Below are 17,223 nucleotides of genomic sequence, written 5' to 3' on the forward strand. Positions count from 1 at the left end.
TACGGTTGTGAAAAGCGTTTATAGCCATTCTTTTATGTTTACCTGCCAGCGAGAAGCCAGCATGACTACCTTAACACTAACAATAAATAAGCGAGATTATCAATTCGATAATCTCGACACACGAACAACATTGCTCGATGTCTGTCGCCAACATTTACAAATTACCGGACCAAAAAAAGGCTGTGATCACGGTCAATGTGGTGCTTGTACTATGCTCATCAATGGACAACGAGTCAATTCTTGCTTGACGCTTGCAGTGATGCATGAAGGTGATGAGATCACGACGATTGAAGGTATCGGGATGCCCGAATCTTTGTCGGCATTACAACAAGCTTTTACTGACAATGACGCCTTTCAGTGCGGCTATTGCACACCAGGGCAGATTTGTTCAGCAACGGCCTTGATAGAAGAAGTGAAGCAAAATTGGCCAAGCTATGTGACAGCCGATTTAAAAAATCCTGACGGGCTGCTCGTACAAGAGATCGCAGAGCGCATGAGTGGCAATATTTGTCGCTGTTCTGCTTATCCCAATATTATTAAAGCCATCTCACAAGTGCTTGAGAGCGAAGTTGCAGAAAAGTCTGTCACAGACGTATCTACAACGGATACAAAAAAGGGATCACAAGTCACGGGTATTTGGTCACCACCACCGAGCCAGACGCAGCTTGGTAATGCCTCAAACCCTCAGCAAGCAGCCAACACACAAGGAGGTCGCTCATGAGACGTTTTGAATATAGCCGTGCAAATGCACCTGAGCAAGCTGCTATGTCAGCGAGTGCCAAAGACGCTTCGTTTATCGCAGGTGGCACCAATTTATTAGATTTGATGAAGCTTGAAATTGAGACACCTACCAAACTTGTAGATGTGACACGCCTAACGTTAAAGCAAGTAGAAACTACCGAGGAAGGTGGACTACGCATTGGTACGCTAGTGACCAATAGTGATTTGGCAGGTCATCCTGACGTGATTGCCAATTATCCTGTCTTGTCACGAGCTATTTTGGCTGGCGCCACAGGACAGTTACGCAACAAGGCGACCACAGGCGGTAATTTCTTACAGCGCACGCGCTGTTATTATTTTTATCAGACAGACAGCCCTTGTAATAAGCGTGAACCCGGCACAGGTTGCCCAGCCATCAACGGCGAGAACCGTGCCCTTGCTATCTTAGGTACTAGTGACGCTTGTATCGCTCAGCACCCATCTGACATGGCAGTGGCTATGCGTCTACTTGATGCAAAGATTGAGACAGTCAAAGCAGATGGCAGCACACGCATCATTCCTGTTAGCGAGTTTTACTGTCTACCAAAAGACACACCGCATATCGAAAATGTCTTAGAGAGTGGCGAGCTTATCACGCATGTCGTATTGCCAGCACCTATCAAGGGTATGCATACCTATGACAAGGTACGTGATCGTGCCTCTTATGCATTTGCGTTAGTATCATGCGCTGCTGTCATAGACGTTGGTGACAATGGTCATTTAAATACTGTACGTTTGGCTTTCGGTGGCATCGGTACTAAACCATGGCGCAACGAAGCTGTTGAGGCCTTATTGATAGATACAGATGGTAATGATGAGATCATAAAACAGGCCGCCGACTTGCTATTGCAAGAAGCGAGAGGCAATGGGCAAAACGATTTTAAAATACCACTGACACGTCGTTTATTAAAGCAAGTCATTCAGCGTGCACTAGCTGGCGAAGGAGCATAATCATGTCATTACTAGACTCAGTACTTCCATCAGAACCTACTAAAAAAATGACGATGAATGAGCCAGTTGACTCTTCGTTTGCTAATACAACAAACAACGTGGTGGGCAAGCCAATCAATCGGGTTGATGGCCCATTAAAAGTGAGCGGTCAAGCACCTTATTCAGCAGAAATTTATCGTGACAATCAAGCTTATGGTGTTTTGGTGAGTGCCAAAATCGCTAAAGGTCAGGTTGAAAGTATCGATAGCAGTGCTTTAGACGACATCCCTGGTATTATTAAAGTAGTCACTGATCCTAAGCATTTTTTGCGCAATCCGCAGCAAGGGACAGCAACCAAAGCCCCAACTAAAGGTGCTATTGAGATTTTTTATCATGGTCAGCCAATCGCCGTTGTGGTTGCTGAGACGTTTGAGGCCGCAACAGAAGGCGCTCAAGCCATCCGTGTGACTTACAAAGATGAGACTGAACAGGCGGCTTTAGATTTTGCTAAGGAGTTATCCAATGCTCATGAAGTAAATGAAAAAGAAGGGTCAGACAAAAATGCCGTGAATGGGGACCCACAGCAAGGTTTGGCAGATTCGCCCGTGACCATCGAGCGTTTTTATCATACCCCAAACCAAACCAGCTCTGCGATGGAGCCTCATGCGACATTAGCGTATTGGGAAGAGGACAAACTGATTCTTTATACGTCTAATCAGATGGTTGCCTCTTGTAAGCAACAAATCATGGATGCCTTAGATTTGAATAAAGATCAGGTGCAAATGATTGCTCATTACGTTGGTGGCGGTTTTGGTAGTAAGTTAGGTATTGCTCCTGAGTCCATTGCTGCTGCTATTGCCGCCAAAGAATTGGATCGTCCAGTATTGGTTTGTATGACTCGTCCGCAAGTCATGGAAGCAACGGTCAAGCGTTCAAACACCCGTCAGCGCATTGCCATTGGCTGTGATGAGCAAGGGGTTATCAATACATTGATTCATGACTCAATCAGTAGCAACTTACCTGATGAAGGGTTTTTTGAGCCTTCTGCTTTATCGACCCATTATTTGTACCGCGGCGAAAACCGCCAAGTCAATTATCAACAAGTCGATATGAACCAACTGCTTTCAGGCTCTATGCGTGCGCCTGGTGAGGCCGTCGGAATGATTGCGCTTGAATGTGCCATGGATGAGCTTGCCACGCAGTTGGATATTGACCCAATTGAGCTACGCCGCCGCAATGAGCCCGAAAAAGACCCCAGTCAAGATATTCCGTTTTCGACACGTCAACTGATCGCTTGTATGGAGCAAGGCGCTGAACAATTTGGCTGGAGCGAGCGTAATGCTAAGCCTGCCAGTCAGTTAGAGGGTGATTGGTGGATAGGTACAGGCATGGCCGCATCTTCTCGCGGCAACTCGCTACAGCAATCAGAAGCGCGCGCAACGCTACAAGTGGATGAATCAAAAGAGCTTGGTGTTAAAGCTGTGATTGAAACAGACATGACGGATATTGGTACAGGTTCTTACACGGTGTTCTCGCAAGTAGCCGCCGACTTATTGGGACTGCCTATTGACCACATCGAAATGAAATTGGGTGATAGTGAGCTGCCACCAGCGTCTGGGTCGGGCGGTAGTTTCGGTGCAGCAAGTTCTGGTAGTAGTATTTATCTTGCCTGTGAGCAGCTTCGCGACATGATAGCCGCAAAAGTTGGTCTTTATGCGGATACGATTCAGCTTGATAACGGTCAGATCAAGCAGGTCGGCACGCATAAGCCGAGCAAGACAGACACCGCGATTGAGACAGTCAAAGGACAAGCAGAAAGTATAAAAGACAAAATCTCTGAAAAGACAGGGTTTGCGCTACCAAAGTCAGATACCAGTAAGTATGATTTTGACGGCTCGAAATCTTATGCTTTAGCAAAAGTAATCGCTGACTATGATGAACAAAAGCTGAGCGCAAAAGGCCAAATCAAACCGGGTAAAAACGGCAAAAGTCATCGTCAGGCGTCTTTTGGTGCTAACTTTGCAGAAGTGGCCGTACACAAGGTCACAGGTGAGATTCGCGTTAAGCGCATGACAGGCGCCTTTGCCGCAGGTCGTATTCTTAACCACAATACCGCCACATCACAATGTTATGGCGGTATGGTATTTGGTATTGGTTCAGCTTTGATGGAAGAGGTTATCCATGACAAGCGCGATGGTCGTTTGTGTAATCATGACCTCGCCGAGTACCACGTACCAGTCAATGCGGATGTACCGCAATTGGACGTCATCTTAGTGGAAGAAGACGATCCATATACCAACCCAATGCACATTAAGGGTATCGGTGAGACCGCTATTTCAGGTGCGGCTGCTGCGATTGCTAATGCTGTCTACAATGCAGTTGGCGTTAGAGTATATGACTTTCCGATTACGCTCGATAAGTTACTTTATGAGATGCCAGAGTAGTTTTTTATACGTTTAAACAAAAACCCGCTTTATTGGCGGGTTTTTACAACTTAAATATTGATCAAAGAAGATCAGATAAGAGGCATTATGAATCAAATTGCTGACATTCTTAAGCTGGCAGGTGAGGCTCAGCAGCAAAATATCGATGCGGTATTGGCAACGGTAGTACACACCGAAGGCTCGGCGTATCGCCGTGCTGGTGCGATGATGCTGATTTGTGAGGATGGACGTTCTGTTGGGATGATCAGCGGTGGTTGTTTGGAGCCACATATTATCAAACGGGCATTTTGGCTCACACGCCATGGTGCCAACGTCCAAGTTTATCAAACAGGCGAAGACATTGATTATACAGACAATGGCGAAGCCAAAGAAGCAACACAAAACGCTCACGTAGCAAACGATAAGTTTTTAGGCGACAACCCCGATAGCGCATCTGATGATTGGGAAGATGATATCAACGAGCTAGATGAGATGAATTTTGGACTAGGCTGTAATGGTCGGGTTCATGTCTTGTTCGAGCGCTTAGCAAGTGCAAAATCATTGTTAGAAATGATTGCTCAGGTTCGACGTACTCAAGAGCCTGTCACTATTGCGACTTTGATTCGCTCAGATGCGCGTGAGTCACAAAATTCTGGACTCACCATCGGTATGCGCATCCATTTAGACACACATCAATATTCTAAAGATGAGACGATGCATAGTTTTGGCGGGCATTCAGCCATTACTGGCCTTGATGCATCAGGTCTATCGCCCACTATGGCTGAGGCACTCGCAGCGTCTAATCTGCTTGGCAAAAAAGCAGAAAAAGTAACTTTAAGCGACAATGACGTGACAACAGAGTGGCTCGTACAACGGTTGGCGCCACAAATACGTTTGCTCGTTTGCGGAGCGGGTAATGATGTGATGCCGCTAGTGACCATGGCAAAGCTGCAAGATTGGCATGTCACGATTATAGACAGTCGTGCGCAATATGCGACCCGTATGCGCTTTCCTCAGGCAGATGTTGTCATGCATTTACCATTAGAAAAAACGGCTAAACTACTTGCACTGAGTAAGAATGCGGCCGTTGCTCTGATGTCGCATAGCCTGAGCCAAGACCGCGCCCGCTTAGACGTATTGCTAGAGCATTCCGAGCAATATAAGTATTTGGGACAGTTGGGGCCGAGCTATCGTACCGAGCGCCTAATTAACGAGATTAGCGCGACCAAAGCGGATCCTCAAACGTTGGTCAATGGGATTCGCAAGATACATTATCCCATTGGCTATAAATTAGGAGGAGATGGCCCTGAAGCATTGGCGCTTGGTATTTTGGCACAGATCAATGCTGTGATGCATGAGCAACTGCCGCCGCAAGGTTTTTCAGATTTCAATCTTGCTGGCGATAATCGTTTGAATACTGACTTTTCAAACACGCTTGTCAAAAGCGCTGAGACTGTGATGAGTCCGGTATGAGCAGTTGCATAAATGATGCGGCACCGCATATACAAAAGACTTCAGCTCACGCCATTATTGTGTTGGCAAGTGGGCTCAGTCAGCGCTTAGGTCAAGCGAAACAATTGCTGAATAAAAATGGCGACGCGCTTATTGAGGTTATGCTCAAACTGGCAGTGACCACACAGCCACGAGTTATTATCGTCATTGTTCCTGATTATAATGCGATAACGGATGCCGTTGCTGATTTGGCTGCACAATACCCTATTATTCAAATGGTTGTGAATCCACAGCCCGAGACGGGAATGGCGCACAGTTTGTATCTGGGTATTGAGGCATTAACTGACGTAAGCTTGCCAGATGAGCGAGTATTAATCATGGGCGTCGATCAGATATTGCTCGATGAGTCGCATCTGACGGCACTGCTGGCAGGTTCTCAAGTAGTGGTGGCAAGCGAGTATCATAGCTGGACGTATGCAGATAAAATGTATTTGGACGATCATTCTGTAGCCAATTCATCAGCAAAACGTATCATCGGATTGCCATTAATCATAAATGATGGTCTGCTTAGACAATGGCAATCAGCCTTGACAGGTGACAAAGGGCTACGCCATTTAATCAGAGCGCTGCCACCGAGTAAGATAAGTACAGTGACCAATGACCAGCTCAGTTATGATATTGATACGCCTGAGCAACTGGCGTATGCTCAGCAAAAAGGCTGGTTAGATAAACAACTTTAACCGAATCAAAATAGTACCAATCTTAAGAGATAAAAATGTCTCGTACGATAGAAACAGATCGTCTATATCTTAGACAGTGGCAAGCAAGTGATTTTGCAATATTTGCTAAAATAAATGCTGATTCTGAGGTGATGCAATACTTTCCCAAGGTGTTATCAACGACTACAAGCAATACCATTGCCAAAAAATGTCAACAACTGATTGAAGACAAAGGCTGGGGATTGTGGGCGGTCAGTTTAAAAAACGGTATAGGAAAAGGTGATGATTTTATTGGTATGGTTGGTCTAAATGAGGTACATGCTGAGATGTCGTTTGCGCCTGCTGTCGAAATCGCTTGGCGCCTTCACAAAGACTATTGGGGTCAAGGCTACGCGACTGAAGCCGCGCGTGCAGCATTAGATTTTGCTTTTACTGAGCTGGCACTTGATAACGTTGTCTCGTTTACCGCTGTTATTAATAAGCGCTCGCAACTCATTATGCAGCGTATTGGCATGATCAACATGCAGGACAATTTTTACCATCCTATGCTTGATGCTAAGCATCGACTTGCTGAGCATGTGCTATACAAAATAACTCGGCAGCAGTGGCAAAATATGGTTAATCTTTGATGCTATTTATTGAAAGTTTTTACTCTAATTAACCTGTATTGTCCCGCGAAAATGTCAAAATATGCCCTTTAAATGGCAACTCAAGATACGTCGTATTTTCAGGTTTGACATGGTGATTACTAAAACCAAACTCGGTCATTTTATGGGTCAGCTTGTTTTTACGGCCACGACCGGGGTCAACGACGATGACTTCACATTTTGGCAGCGCATGACGTTCGATAAACTCAGCCAAGATATCAATATGTTGATCTTCATACAGTAAGTCGCTACCGATAATGATATCGAACTTGCCAAGATGACTATTGTCTTCTGCCCAATCCAAGCGCTCAAAGTTGATTTCTTTATTACTATTTAGTGCGGTGTTGCGATCAAGGAAGTACTCAACCGTTGGATGATAATCGGTCGCTGTGATGTCCGCATGTCGATGATTGAGGAGGAGACTGGATAACGCCATGCCGCAGCCTACCTCTAATATACGTTTGCCCGCAATATCATAATCGAGCATATGATTGGCAAGTACCAAACTAGATGGCCAAATGACCCCAAACATCGGCCAAGAGGCAGAGCAGATACCTAAGTTTAATGCCTCATCATCAGGATCACTAAATTGTTGATTATCACGCAATGTACAAATATGAATGTCGGTGTTGCCAATTTCAATCGTTTGATAACGCACGCGCACAGTGGTCAGCGAAGTCATAAACTGTCCTAAAACATAAGCAAGAATGCAAGGTTTGGCAAAGGTTGCCACTTTCGATGAGGGTGGTCGGTAGGAATGTGGTTTGAATCGTTGAAATGTTGGATAGAAAAAAATAAGTTTAAATAGTCGATACAGTATGACTTAACCTTTGCTAAGCGTTTGTTAATTTTCAGCGTCTTCTTATTACTAAGCAAACTGCTTTACTAAGCAGAAGGCTTTACTAAGAAAACTGCTATGCAAAGATTGATTATCACAGTCAAAGCACGAGTAACGCAGGATATCTTTCAATGGACCGCGGGTAGGTTGAAAGAGAAGAGTGTATCTATTTAATGACGGAACGCATTCATAACCCAAGAGAAATCCCTAAACGACGAATGGCCAGAGCCAACATCCAAATCCTATAATAGAGTTAATTAACAAACCTTAAGCCAGATGTTTTTAATGCCCATACCAATTCTACGAAGGCGCGACTGTTGGTTAAAGGTTCGCCATCAATAATAAGTACGTAGCCTGCGCCATCAATCCATAAAAACACAAAGCTGGTTTCAGGAATAAGTAAATCAACTTGCTGAAAAAACGAAATGGCTTGGCTTTCTACTGCCCAGCCGCGTTGTTTTTGCCGCAGTATGAAGCCTGAAAAGTCAGCAGCGGCCACGCTTAGCATGTCCGCTTCTTCTTGACTATAACCAATGCGTGCCAAGCAAAATCCTTCGTCAGACCCGATGGCAGCACGACGTTTGCCTGATAAGCTGGCAACCACATAGGGCAAAAATTGATCCAGTGGCAAATTGGGGGCAGGTAAAAGAAGGGATAACTTTTCAATCAAACCTTGCTCTATAAACCGCTGTAACCACGTATCAGAATAGCGCTCAAGCCAATCTGCGGCAAGTAAGGTCTGGGGAGAAGACAGCAGGTTTTGTAATGACAGCTGCTCATCAGTGGGGTCACGTTGTGAAAATGCCTCAAAAATACCCGCTGGTGTCAGAGTCAGATAAGTTTTATCAGCATTTAAGTAAGAAGACATAGTGGCTACCATTGTGATAAAAGTGAGAGATAACAAATAAATTAGGGTTTAACCGTTTGATCAAGGTGCTGCTGACAGTGGTTCCAGCGCTCATCAAATTGCCAGTCGCTTTTTCCCAAACGAAACCAAACCAGAGAGAAAGCCAAGCGATCATGGCGTGCGATGCAATGAGCAAAGAATTCATTTTCGATTTGTTCTATCGTGCCCCAATCTTTTTGGTCTCGCGCTTGCATGAGCTCGCTTGTGATATCTTTGGATATTTCTTTGGCGTCGTCGCTGCTGATGCGTAATCGCTGTTTTTGGTCATTAAGCGAAGGCGAGACCAAAACACTCCAGCGGGTCGCTAGCATGCTATTGCGTTGAATATATCTTTTTTTATCAATACAATCGCGAAACCCTTGCTTGGCCTCAGGGATTAAACGATCTTTGATACGGGTAAAAAGATTATTTACGTCATAAGGAATGTCATACCAGCAGCCATAAAAAAAGTCAGCAACCGCCCCTTGTAGCGGTTCTTTTTCGGTCAAGAGTAGTGCGGCATTGATACGTTGTTCATGAAAATGACGGTTATTGGGTGCCAAAAATACTTTACGCGAGTACAAGCGAAACACGCGGTGTATTTCTTTCTCATTTTCTTTGATCAGATCGATATCAGACATCTTAGAACCCTCTAAATCATAGCTACTGTGACCATTTGGGTGGGGGTGAGTACAGTAGACTATGATTCAACGTAGAAAAAACTTATCCATGAATGGCTAGTCGAGCAAGGTTTGCATCAAGTCGATCATAAATTCGCCATCTTCTTCGCTCATGGCCTCAAACCCTTCAGGCATACCAAGCTCAGACAAAGCTCCTTTGCCATCATCATCGTTGTGCAAATTAAGAATGGCATCAATAAAAATCTGTGTATCGGGAAACCCTTCTTTGATGAGCAGCACATGGCTGATATCAGCCAGATCACTTTCAATCAGTACTGATAGCTGAGCTTTGGTTAAGCGTGAAAAGCTATGAAAAACCTCTGCCAAGAAAAAAGCGGCTTGAGCCTCTCCTTTAATCACCTTACGTGCAGCTGCTTGATAGGTTTCGGTAATGTCCCAACTCAGATCAGCCTCTTCAAGATCCACGGCCTCTAATAATCGTAAGCCGATTAATTTGACATCGCGATTGTCTGCCATGGCGATAGTAGTGCCCGCCTGAATGTCTTCTAAGCGACTGATATCACTATTGGCAGCCGAGGCAATGACCATCTCATCAGATTTGCCGATGGGTCGAGCGATGGCGCGATACCCTTGCTCACGAATCAAAGTGGCTGCGTCAAAAGGATTGGCATAAATAATCTGAATGTCACCTGCCTCGATGATTTGTGTTTGTTCAGCGTGTGACGCTGGTATATTCAGATGCATATTGAGATTGGCACGTTTTTGTATCAAGGTGTTGAACATGTGCCAGCCTGCAAAACGTTCAGGCGAGAAATCAGGGGCGATTAACATATTGTGTGTCGTCATGATTTAACCTTCCTCGTTTTGTTTCATTTGGGCATACTGAGTCATCGCCGCGTCAATTTTGCTGCGTGATGGCTTGCGGCGTACTGAGGTGTAGCCGACGGTTTCACCGCGACGAATGTTCGGCACGACCGTTGCATAGACCCAATAGTGACTGCCATCTTTACATAAGTTTTTGACATAGCCATGCCATTTTTGTCCAGAAGCCGCAGTCTGCCATAGGTCTGTATAAGCCGCTTTTGGCATGTCAGGATGACGCAAAATGTAGTGCTGCTGACCGATTAATTCATCAATATCGTAACCGCTAATTTCAACAAAGGCATCGTTGACGTGCGTGATGACACCGTTTAAATCCGTACGCGATACAATCAGCTTGCCATCAGGATAGGCACGTTCGACGCCAGTGTCATAGACCGTGCGCGAGTGGCCATCATAATAAGTCAAGGTAACCTGCTCAGCAGGCATGTCAGGCTTGTGTGCATCAGGGATGGGAGCGCCCATAGTATATCCTTCAGTTATCGTTATGTTCATCATGATTAAAAAACCAATCTGCTAAGGTATTTATCAATAAAAGTCTAAAAACACTTGTCAGATAAGTTTTGCCAGAGCCTCAGAGGCGCGCTTGATGTCCAAGAATATCAAGCCGAGCTTCGCATTTGGTTTTGCCATGATGGTGAGTACCGCCTCCTCTCCCGATGATGTCATGATCACGTAACCCTTTTCCCCTTGGATCATAATACGGTCAATACTGCCGCGTGCCAACTCTCGACCAGCACGATCACCCAGTGACAGTAAAGCCGCTGACATAGCGCCAACGCGGTCTTCGTCAACGCCAGTTGGCAGTGCTGAGGCAATCATAAGGCCATCGTTAGAAATTAGGGCAGATGCTTCAACATCCGCTGATGAACTGTTTAAATCTTCCAAAATTTGCTGAAACGAATCTGTACGCATATCGCTTTCTCTGTACCGGTTGTCTGTTTGTATTTATAAAATAATAGCGTTAGCCAAAAATACCCTTGTTTTAATAAAGGTATTGTAATTCCTTACTGTTTATATTGATATAGTGATTTTCAATTTAATTTAAAATTTTTGATATTTTTTACCGCTTATCTTTGATTTTTACCTTTTGGTCTATTGTTTATAAGAGAAAACGGAGACAAGACTGAGAAAAAATGAGTGATATTAGGCGGGTTTAGATTGTTGTAGGACACGTACTTACTTTGCTTACTAACGACTCTTTGGCAATGGCGCTTGCTCAGAATAAAATCGATGCGTGAGTCATGATACGTTACTGGTCTAAATTCGGCGTTAGTTTTGAAGCAAATCAGCTATGACTTAAAAAATGCACGGTTTTGTACCAATAAAAAGCCCCAATCATGGAGTGATCGGGGCTTTTGAGTGATGATGGTCAATTCAATTCAATTCAATTCAATTCAAAAGACAGACAGGGCTACCAACGTCATATTTTCTTGCTTACTATGCGGTCGCAGACAGAGGCTAAAAAATATTGTGTATAACACAATATTAATTATAGGTTTTCGCGCCATTCACCTTGAGACATGATGCCTGCAATAGGGTTGAGTCCTATTTGATACGCCAAATCAGCAGGGCGGGTGATGTCCCATAGTACCAAATCGGCATCACAGCCAACCTCTATCCGACCTTTTTTATCTAATCCTAATGCCCGTGCTGCATGAGTGGTGGCACCTGCCAAGACTTCTTCAGGGGTGAGATAAAACAGGGTACAGCCCATATTCATCGCCAATAACAATGATGTCAATGGTGAAGTGCCAGGATTGCAGTCAGTTGAAATGGCCATAGGTACGTGGTGTTTTCGCAAGGCAGCAATCGGTGGCAGCTTGGTGTCGCGTAGGGTATAAAACGCCCCTGGTAACAGTACGGCTACCGTATTACTGGCCGCCATTTTTTTGATATCGTCTTCTGACAGATGCTCTAAATGGTCACTGGATAATCCCTGATACTCCGCTACCAATGCGCTACCACCTATGTCTGACAGCTGCTCAGAGTGGAGTTTGACGGGCAAATCTAACGAGCGTGCAACTTCAAACACTTGCTTGATCTGATCGCTACTAAAAGCAATATTTTCACAGAACCCATCAACTGCATCGACCAATCCTTCTGCATGCAAGATTGGCAGCCATTCGCAGACTTGCTCAATATAGTCGTCTGCACGGTCTTTATACTCAGGCGGTAAGGCATGAGCGGCCAGATAAGTCGTACTCACATGAATACCGTGCTTTTCACCAAGCTGGCGCGCCACCGTCAGCATTTTGCGTTCAGTATCCAAATCCAAGCCATAGCCGGACTTGATTTCGATACTGGTGACGCCTTCTTTAATGAGCGCCAGCAGACGTTTTTCACTTTGAGCAAATAGTGCTTCAATACTGGCATCGCGGGTGGCGCTCACGGTCGCGACAATACCGCCACCTTGTGCAGCGATGTCTTGATAACTGGCACCGTGCAGACGGGCTTCAAACTCATTGCTGCGGTTGCCACCATAGACAATGTGAGTGTGGCAGTCGATAAGCCCTGGGGTTAGCCATTTGCCGTTGGCGTCTGTGATTTGGTTCTCTTGATAATGAAGCAGATGAGTGGCGATTTGCTCATGCGACCCAATCCAAGCAATTTTGCCACTTTTTATACCAATAGCTGCGTTCTCTAACTGACCGTATGGGAAGCTATCAGTATCCTCGTTTTTATCAAGATTAAAACCATAGTGCGCTGAAAACGTCGCAAGATTGGCGTTGGTAATAAGGTGATCAAACGAGGTCATAGTAGATTCGTCGAGTGTCTTCTCTTTAAAGTTTTCTGATCCATTCATAATATGCTCCTGATAATTGGGAGGCGAGTGACCTTTGTAAGACCTAGCTGATGAGTAAATGCTGTTCAATAATGGTCGCCAGCAATCGAGCAGCGACCTTACAGCTACGATTATCGATATCAAAGGTGGGGTTGATTTCAGCAAGGTCTGCTACTTTTACTTTGCCCGATGCCATAATACGTTTGACAGCGCGCTCAACAAAGCTGAGCTCAATACCATAAGCGGCTGGTGCACTGACGCCAGGGACAACGCTTGATGGCAGACAGTCCATATCAATAGTCATATAGACCACATCGACTTTACTCATAAACGTATCAATTTGCTGGGCGAGGCTATCCCATGTCTGCTGATGACAGTCTTCATCACTGATAATATGCACGCCTAATTGTTCAGCGCGATCAAAGAGGGCAGCGGTATTCGAAAATCGGCTGACACCGATACAGCAATAGTGAAAGGCTTGATCGTGAGCGTCAAGATGCTCGGCAATTTGACGAAAGGGCGTGCCAGACGTTGCCACATCAGACTGGCGAATATCAAGGTGCGCATCAAAGTTGATAATACCGATAGTCGGCGTTGCAGTCGTATCAGCCTCATTATTTGTAGCGCTATTATTACGGTTATGCGTATTTGCTAATGCCTGCCACAATCCCAAAAAGCTGCCATAAGCAATGGCATGACCACCGCCAAGCCCAATCGGCAAGCCGCCTTGCTCAATAATGTGACTGACGTTATCGGCATATTTGATTTGGGCTTGCTCAAGCGTACTCTCGGCAAAGCCATCGTTATCATGACAATGAATGTTACCCGCATCACCCAGTAAGGATGGCAGTTGATCCTTAAAACGTTGCTGCAAGGCAGAGATGACAGGCAGCGCAGCAAATGCCTGGCGAATCAAAGGCGGCGCAGCTCGTGCACCCACACGCCCTTGATTGCGTCTGACACCTTGGTCGCACGCAAAGCCAACCAGCCCAATATATTGAGCCTCATAAGGCTGGGCGAGCTGATACCAATAACGGGCGCGGTCAGTCTCAAACGGCTCTGCGCGTCCTGTCCATCGGTTCATATCGGCGATAGTGTGGCTAACCGCTGCAATGGTCATCAAAGACCTCCTTTTTCAATATAAACTTAACGACGCTTTATTTTGATTCGTACCAATTGCTGCGCAGTGCTTGCCAATGCTCAGCAAGTGTACCGTTCAGTACTAACTCTTTTGCCGCTTCGATATCAGGCGCAAGATAGCGATCTTTATCATAGAATGTCACTTGTTCGCGTAGCTTTTGATGCGCCGTTGTCAACATCTCTGAGGTCTCAAGTCCACGATGGAAGTCGATACCTTGACCAGCAGCCAATAGCTCAATACCAATGATGGTTGCGGTGTTATGAGCCATCTCATACAGGCGGCGTGCGCAATAAGTCGCCATCGAGACATGATCTTCTTGATTGGCAGAGGTCGGGATACTATCAACACTGCCTGGATGAGCAATAGATTTATTCTCTGAGGCAAGCGCCGCTGCGGTAACGTGCGCAATCATAAAGCCAGAATTCACCCCAGCGTTATCTACCAAGAATGGTGGCAAGCCACCTGATAAAGTCGCGTCAATCAGCAAGGCAACACGGCGTTCAGACATCGAGCCAATCTCGGCAATTGCCAAGGCCAGAATATCAGCAGCAAAGGCGACGGGTTCAGCATGGAAGTTACCACCAGAGATAGCGACCGGACCGTCTTCGTTATTAAAAATAAGTGGATTGTCGGTTACCGCATTAGATTCAATTAATAAGGTTTTACCCGCTTGATTGATGATATCAAGACACGCGCCCATGACTTGCGGCTGACAGCGTAAGCAGTAAGGGTCTTGTACTCTATCGTCCTGCTCGCCATCATGCGAGGCACGAATTGCACTGCCTTTGATAAGCTCGCGGTGTGCTTTAGCGATTTCGATTTGACCGTGATGACCACGTACGTCATGGATACGAGCATCAAACGGCGCATCCGAGCCTTTTGCCGCATCGATAGACAGTGATCCGACGATAGTCGCTGTTTCAAGCAAATCACGCGCTAAGAAATAACCACGTAATGCCAGCGCCGTGGACACTTGCGTACCATTGATTAGAGCAAGGCCTTCCTTGGCAGCCAATGTGATTGGCTCAAGTCCATTCTGAGCCAATGCGTCAGCAGCAAGAACCTTTTTACCATCAACATAGACATGACCTTCACCCATCATCGCAAGCGTCATATGTGACAAGGGAGCCAAATCACCAGACGCGCCAACGGAACCTTTGGCAGGGATGTTCGGCGTGATTTGATGATTGATTAAGGCAAGTAAGCTATCAACCACCTCGCGACGTACGCCAGACACGCCTTGTGCTAAGCTGGCAACTTTCATTACCATGATGAGACGAACCACGTTGTCTGGCAACGCGTCACCTGTACCTACTGAGTGAGAGATGATTAGGTTACGCTGAAGCAGCTCAAGTTGATCGTCACTGATACGTGTCTTCGCTAGTAGACCAAAACCCGTGTTGATGCCGTAAGCGCTTTTGTCACGGGCAATGATGGTACGAACGTCTTCGTGTGACGCATCTATCGCTGCATAAGCGCTGTCGGGTAAAGTCAAAACAACAGGACGATCGTAGATATCGCGTAGCATCTCAAAGCTAAGCTGGCGAGGGTGTAGGGTTAGTTGTTTGATAGCAGTCATGAGGATAATCCTAATTTTATAAGGGATATTAATAATATTTTTTATTGATAAAAAGTTTATAGCAAATACAGTTTGGAAAAATATCAGTGTCACTGGGATAAACGTTATAAAGCTTCTGACGTGCAAAGCGCACAGCCAGCGAAGAAAACTGGCCTAGTACAACGCTATTTTTAACCAATCCAGTTCATATACATGGCCAGCTGTCCAAAGGCCGCAGCCAATAGAATGCTAAGAACCACGCGTTCAAACCAAATGATGACCATCTTGCCCACAGAGAGGGGAATCTCGGTCGCCAGCACACACGGAATCATAGCGGAAAAAAACAGCACACTACTAATGGAGATAACGCCAGCCACATAACGAGTCAGCATGTCAGCCTCACTCAGCAATAGAGCAGGCAAGAACATTTCCGCCAATCCCGCTGACATACCTTTGGCAGCGACAAGCGGCTCTGGTAAGCCGCAAAGCCATGTAAATGGATAGAGTAACAACCCTAGGGCATCAAACACTGGCGTATACTTTGCCAATAATAGACCCGTCAAACCGACCGCAATAATAGAAGGCACGATGGCTGCTGCCATGATCAATCCATCACGAAAGTTGGACCATAAGATATGCTTAAGGTCGGTTGCGCGACGAGACGTGGATAGACCCAAATCAAACGCTGCTGCTAAACGTTTGCCTCGTTCGTGATTGTGGTCTGGACGGTCAACGGTGTCATCAAAAAGACTGATGGGTGGAATACGAGCGGTAATGGCCGTGACGATAAACGTAATCACTAGGGTTGACCAAAAAAACAGATTCCAAAATTCCATCAGACCGAGTGTTTTTGCCACAATCACCATAAACGCGGCGGATACCGTAGAAAAACCCGTCGCAATAATAATGGCTTCACGTGCGGAATACTGCTTTTGTAGATACACGCGATTGGTGATCAGTAGACCAATCGAATAGCTGCCCACAAAAGACGCCACCGCATCAATGGCAGATGCGCCAGGCGTTTTCCAGATAGGCTTCATAATAGGTTGCATCAATACACCCACCATCTCAAGCAAACCAAAACCGACCAAGAATGCCAAAATTAAGGCGCCAAGTGGCACAATCATACCGACAGGTAAGGCCAGTTTTTCAAATAAAAACGGCAACATATCGGCTTCCATCATAAAGGCAGGTGCTGTACCTGTGATGTACATCACTGCCAAAATCAGACCTATAATCTTAAATAGCGTCAAAATTTTATGCGTAATATTTTTACGCCATGAGCCATCTATAAAGGGTTTACTAACGCCAAAAACCATCAGTAAGAACAGCAAGGTGACAGATAAGGTATGCTGCTGAGTGACAAGGTAAGTCGCGCCATGATCAAACAAAATCGTGCTTTTTTCGCCAATGGTAAAGGGCACAAAAAACATCACAAGCCCAATGGTACTAAATACAATAAGCTGTATCAGTGCCAATGACTTGGACAACAGTTTTTCAGGTGGAGCCGTCGTCCCATCATTGAGGTGGGCAGCCGTATTTTGTTCAATCATGTTATCCTCCTT

The 17,223-nt window shown here is 45.6% G+C and carries 16 protein-coding genes; 6 read left to right on the plus strand and 10 right to left on the minus strand.

Annotated elements, in window-relative coordinates:
* The first annotated feature begins 61 nt into the window (after positions 1-61).
* From CZ794_RS01410 to CZ794_RS01435, 6 genes are all read left to right on the plus strand, one after another.
* Positions 62-721, plus strand: coding sequence for a 2Fe-2S iron-sulfur cluster-binding protein (locus CZ794_RS01410; protein ID WP_087039852.1), 660 nt, complete (start codon positions 62-64; stop codon positions 719-721).
* A complete protein-coding gene (locus tag CZ794_RS01415) occupies positions 718-1,710 on the plus strand; it encodes a xanthine dehydrogenase family protein subunit M (protein WP_087039853.1) in 993 nt (330 codons plus the stop codon). Before CZ794_RS01410 ends, CZ794_RS01415 begins: the two co-directional genes overlap by 4 nt.
* A gap of 2 nt (positions 1,711-1,712) precedes the next feature.
* Positions 1,713-4,133, plus strand: coding sequence for a xanthine dehydrogenase family protein molybdopterin-binding subunit (locus tag CZ794_RS01420; RefSeq protein WP_087039854.1), 2,421 nt, complete (start codon positions 1,713-1,715; stop codon positions 4,131-4,133).
* Positions 4,134-4,220: 87 nt separating this feature from the next.
* Positions 4,221-5,585 (plus strand): XdhC family protein, encoded by a 1,365-nt coding sequence (locus tag CZ794_RS01425; protein ID WP_087039855.1) that lies wholly within the window; start codon positions 4,221-4,223, stop codon positions 5,583-5,585.
* The gene (locus CZ794_RS01430) at positions 5,582-6,304 is read left to right on the plus strand and encodes an NTP transferase domain-containing protein (protein ID WP_087039856.1); all 723 of its coding nucleotides are present in this window, start codon (positions 5,582-5,584) and stop codon (positions 6,302-6,304) included. The genes CZ794_RS01425 and CZ794_RS01430 overlap by 4 nt, the downstream gene beginning before the upstream one ends.
* Before the next feature lie 35 nt (positions 6,305-6,339).
* Positions 6,340-6,912, plus strand: coding sequence for a GNAT family N-acetyltransferase (locus tag CZ794_RS01435; protein WP_087039857.1), 573 nt, complete (start codon positions 6,340-6,342; stop codon positions 6,910-6,912).
* 28 nt (positions 6,913-6,940) lie between these two features.
* Here the strand turns inward: CZ794_RS01435 and CZ794_RS01440 are convergent, their stop codons facing one another.
* From CZ794_RS01440 to CZ794_RS01485, 10 genes are all read right to left on the minus strand, one after another.
* Entirely contained in the window at positions 6,941-7,612 is a 672-nt protein-coding gene (locus tag CZ794_RS01440; RefSeq protein ID WP_087039858.1) for a methyltransferase, read from the minus strand.
* 409 nt (positions 7,613-8,021) lie between these two features.
* Positions 8,022-8,636, minus strand: a complete 615-nt coding sequence (locus CZ794_RS01445) for a hypothetical protein (RefSeq protein WP_087039859.1) — start codon at positions 8,634-8,636, stop codon at positions 8,022-8,024.
* Between the two features lie 41 nt (positions 8,637-8,677).
* Complete coding sequence (locus CZ794_RS01450) at positions 8,678-9,295, minus strand: hypothetical protein (protein ID WP_087039860.1); 618 nt, start codon at positions 9,293-9,295, stop codon at positions 8,678-8,680.
* A 96-nt stretch (positions 9,296-9,391) separates the two neighbouring features.
* A complete protein-coding gene (locus tag CZ794_RS01455) occupies positions 9,392-10,141 on the minus strand; it encodes a PhnD/SsuA/transferrin family substrate-binding protein (RefSeq protein ID WP_087039861.1) in 750 nt (249 codons plus the stop codon).
* Positions 10,142-10,144: 3 nt separating this feature from the next.
* Complete coding sequence (locus CZ794_RS01460; protein ID WP_087039862.1) at positions 10,145-10,639, minus strand: PAS domain-containing protein; 495 nt, start codon at positions 10,637-10,639, stop codon at positions 10,145-10,147.
* An 87-nt stretch (positions 10,640-10,726) separates the two neighbouring features.
* Entirely contained in the window at positions 10,727-11,089 is a 363-nt protein-coding gene (locus tag CZ794_RS01465) for a roadblock/LC7 domain-containing protein (RefSeq protein ID WP_040641606.1), read from the minus strand.
* A gap of 577 nt (positions 11,090-11,666) precedes the next feature.
* Positions 11,667-12,980, minus strand: coding sequence for an imidazolonepropionase (hutI, locus tag CZ794_RS01470; RefSeq protein WP_087039863.1), 1,314 nt, complete (start codon positions 12,978-12,980; stop codon positions 11,667-11,669).
* Positions 12,981-13,023: 43 nt separating this feature from the next.
* Positions 13,024-14,079 carry a formimidoylglutamase gene (gene hutG / locus CZ794_RS01475; protein ID WP_087039864.1) on the minus strand — a complete coding sequence of 352 codons (1,056 nt, stop codon included), beginning with the start codon at positions 14,077-14,079 and terminating at the stop codon, positions 13,024-13,026.
* A gap of 37 nt (positions 14,080-14,116) precedes the next feature.
* The gene (gene hutH / locus CZ794_RS01480) at positions 14,117-15,679 is read right to left on the minus strand and encodes a histidine ammonia-lyase (protein WP_087039865.1); all 1,563 of its coding nucleotides are present in this window, start codon (positions 15,677-15,679) and stop codon (positions 14,117-14,119) included.
* Between the two features lie 170 nt (positions 15,680-15,849).
* Complete coding sequence (locus CZ794_RS01485) at positions 15,850-17,211, minus strand: YjiH family protein (protein WP_087039866.1); 1,362 nt, start codon at positions 17,209-17,211, stop codon at positions 15,850-15,852.
* Between the last annotated feature and the right edge of the window lie 12 nt (positions 17,212-17,223).

Source organism: Psychrobacter sp. JB385, from assembly GCF_900163785.1.
Classification (GTDB): domain Bacteria; phylum Pseudomonadota; class Gammaproteobacteria; order Pseudomonadales; family Moraxellaceae; genus Psychrobacter.

Bases quoted from the DNA above. Each gene is read 5' to 3' on its own strand.
- CZ794_RS01410 (WP_087039852.1), top strand. From the start codon at position 62: ATGACTACCTTAACACTAACAATAAATAAGCGAGATTATCAATTCGAT.
- CZ794_RS01415 (WP_087039853.1), top strand. From the start codon at position 718: ATGAGACGTTTTGAATATAGCCGTGCAAATGCACCTGAGCAAGCTGCT.
- CZ794_RS01420 (WP_087039854.1), top strand. From the start codon at position 1,713: ATGTCATTACTAGACTCAGTACTTCCATCAGAACCTACTAAAAAAATG.
- CZ794_RS01425 (WP_087039855.1), top strand. From the start codon at position 4,221: ATGAATCAAATTGCTGACATTCTTAAGCTGGCAGGTGAGGCTCAGCAG.
- CZ794_RS01430 (WP_087039856.1), top strand. From the start codon at position 5,582: ATGAGCAGTTGCATAAATGATGCGGCACCGCATATACAAAAGACTTCA.
- CZ794_RS01435 (WP_087039857.1), top strand. From the start codon at position 6,340: ATGTCTCGTACGATAGAAACAGATCGTCTATATCTTAGACAGTGGCAA.
- CZ794_RS01440 (WP_087039858.1), bottom strand. From the start codon at position 7,612: ATGACTTCGCTGACCACTGTGCGCGTGCGTTATCAAACGATTGAAATT.
- CZ794_RS01445 (WP_087039859.1), bottom strand. From the start codon at position 8,636: ATGTCTTCTTACTTAAATGCTGATAAAACTTATCTGACTCTGACACCA.
- CZ794_RS01450 (WP_087039860.1), bottom strand. From the start codon at position 9,295: ATGTCTGATATCGATCTGATCAAAGAAAATGAGAAAGAAATACACCGC.
- CZ794_RS01455 (WP_087039861.1), bottom strand. From the start codon at position 10,141: ATGACGACACACAATATGTTAATCGCCCCTGATTTCTCGCCTGAACGT.
- CZ794_RS01460 (WP_087039862.1), bottom strand. From the start codon at position 10,639: ATGGGCGCTCCCATCCCTGATGCACACAAGCCTGACATGCCTGCTGAG.
- CZ794_RS01465 (WP_040641606.1), bottom strand. From the start codon at position 11,089: ATGCGTACAGATTCGTTTCAGCAAATTTTGGAAGATTTAAACAGTTCA.
- hutI (WP_087039863.1), bottom strand. From the start codon at position 12,980: ATGAATGGATCAGAAAACTTTAAAGAGAAGACACTCGACGAATCTACT.
- hutG (WP_087039864.1), bottom strand. From the start codon at position 14,079: ATGACCATTGCAGCGGTTAGCCACACTATCGCCGATATGAACCGATGG.
- hutH (WP_087039865.1), bottom strand. From the start codon at position 15,679: ATGACTGCTATCAAACAACTAACCCTACACCCTCGCCAGCTTAGCTTT.
- CZ794_RS01485 (WP_087039866.1), bottom strand. From the start codon at position 17,211: ATGATTGAACAAAATACGGCTGCCCACCTCAATGATGGGACGACGGCT.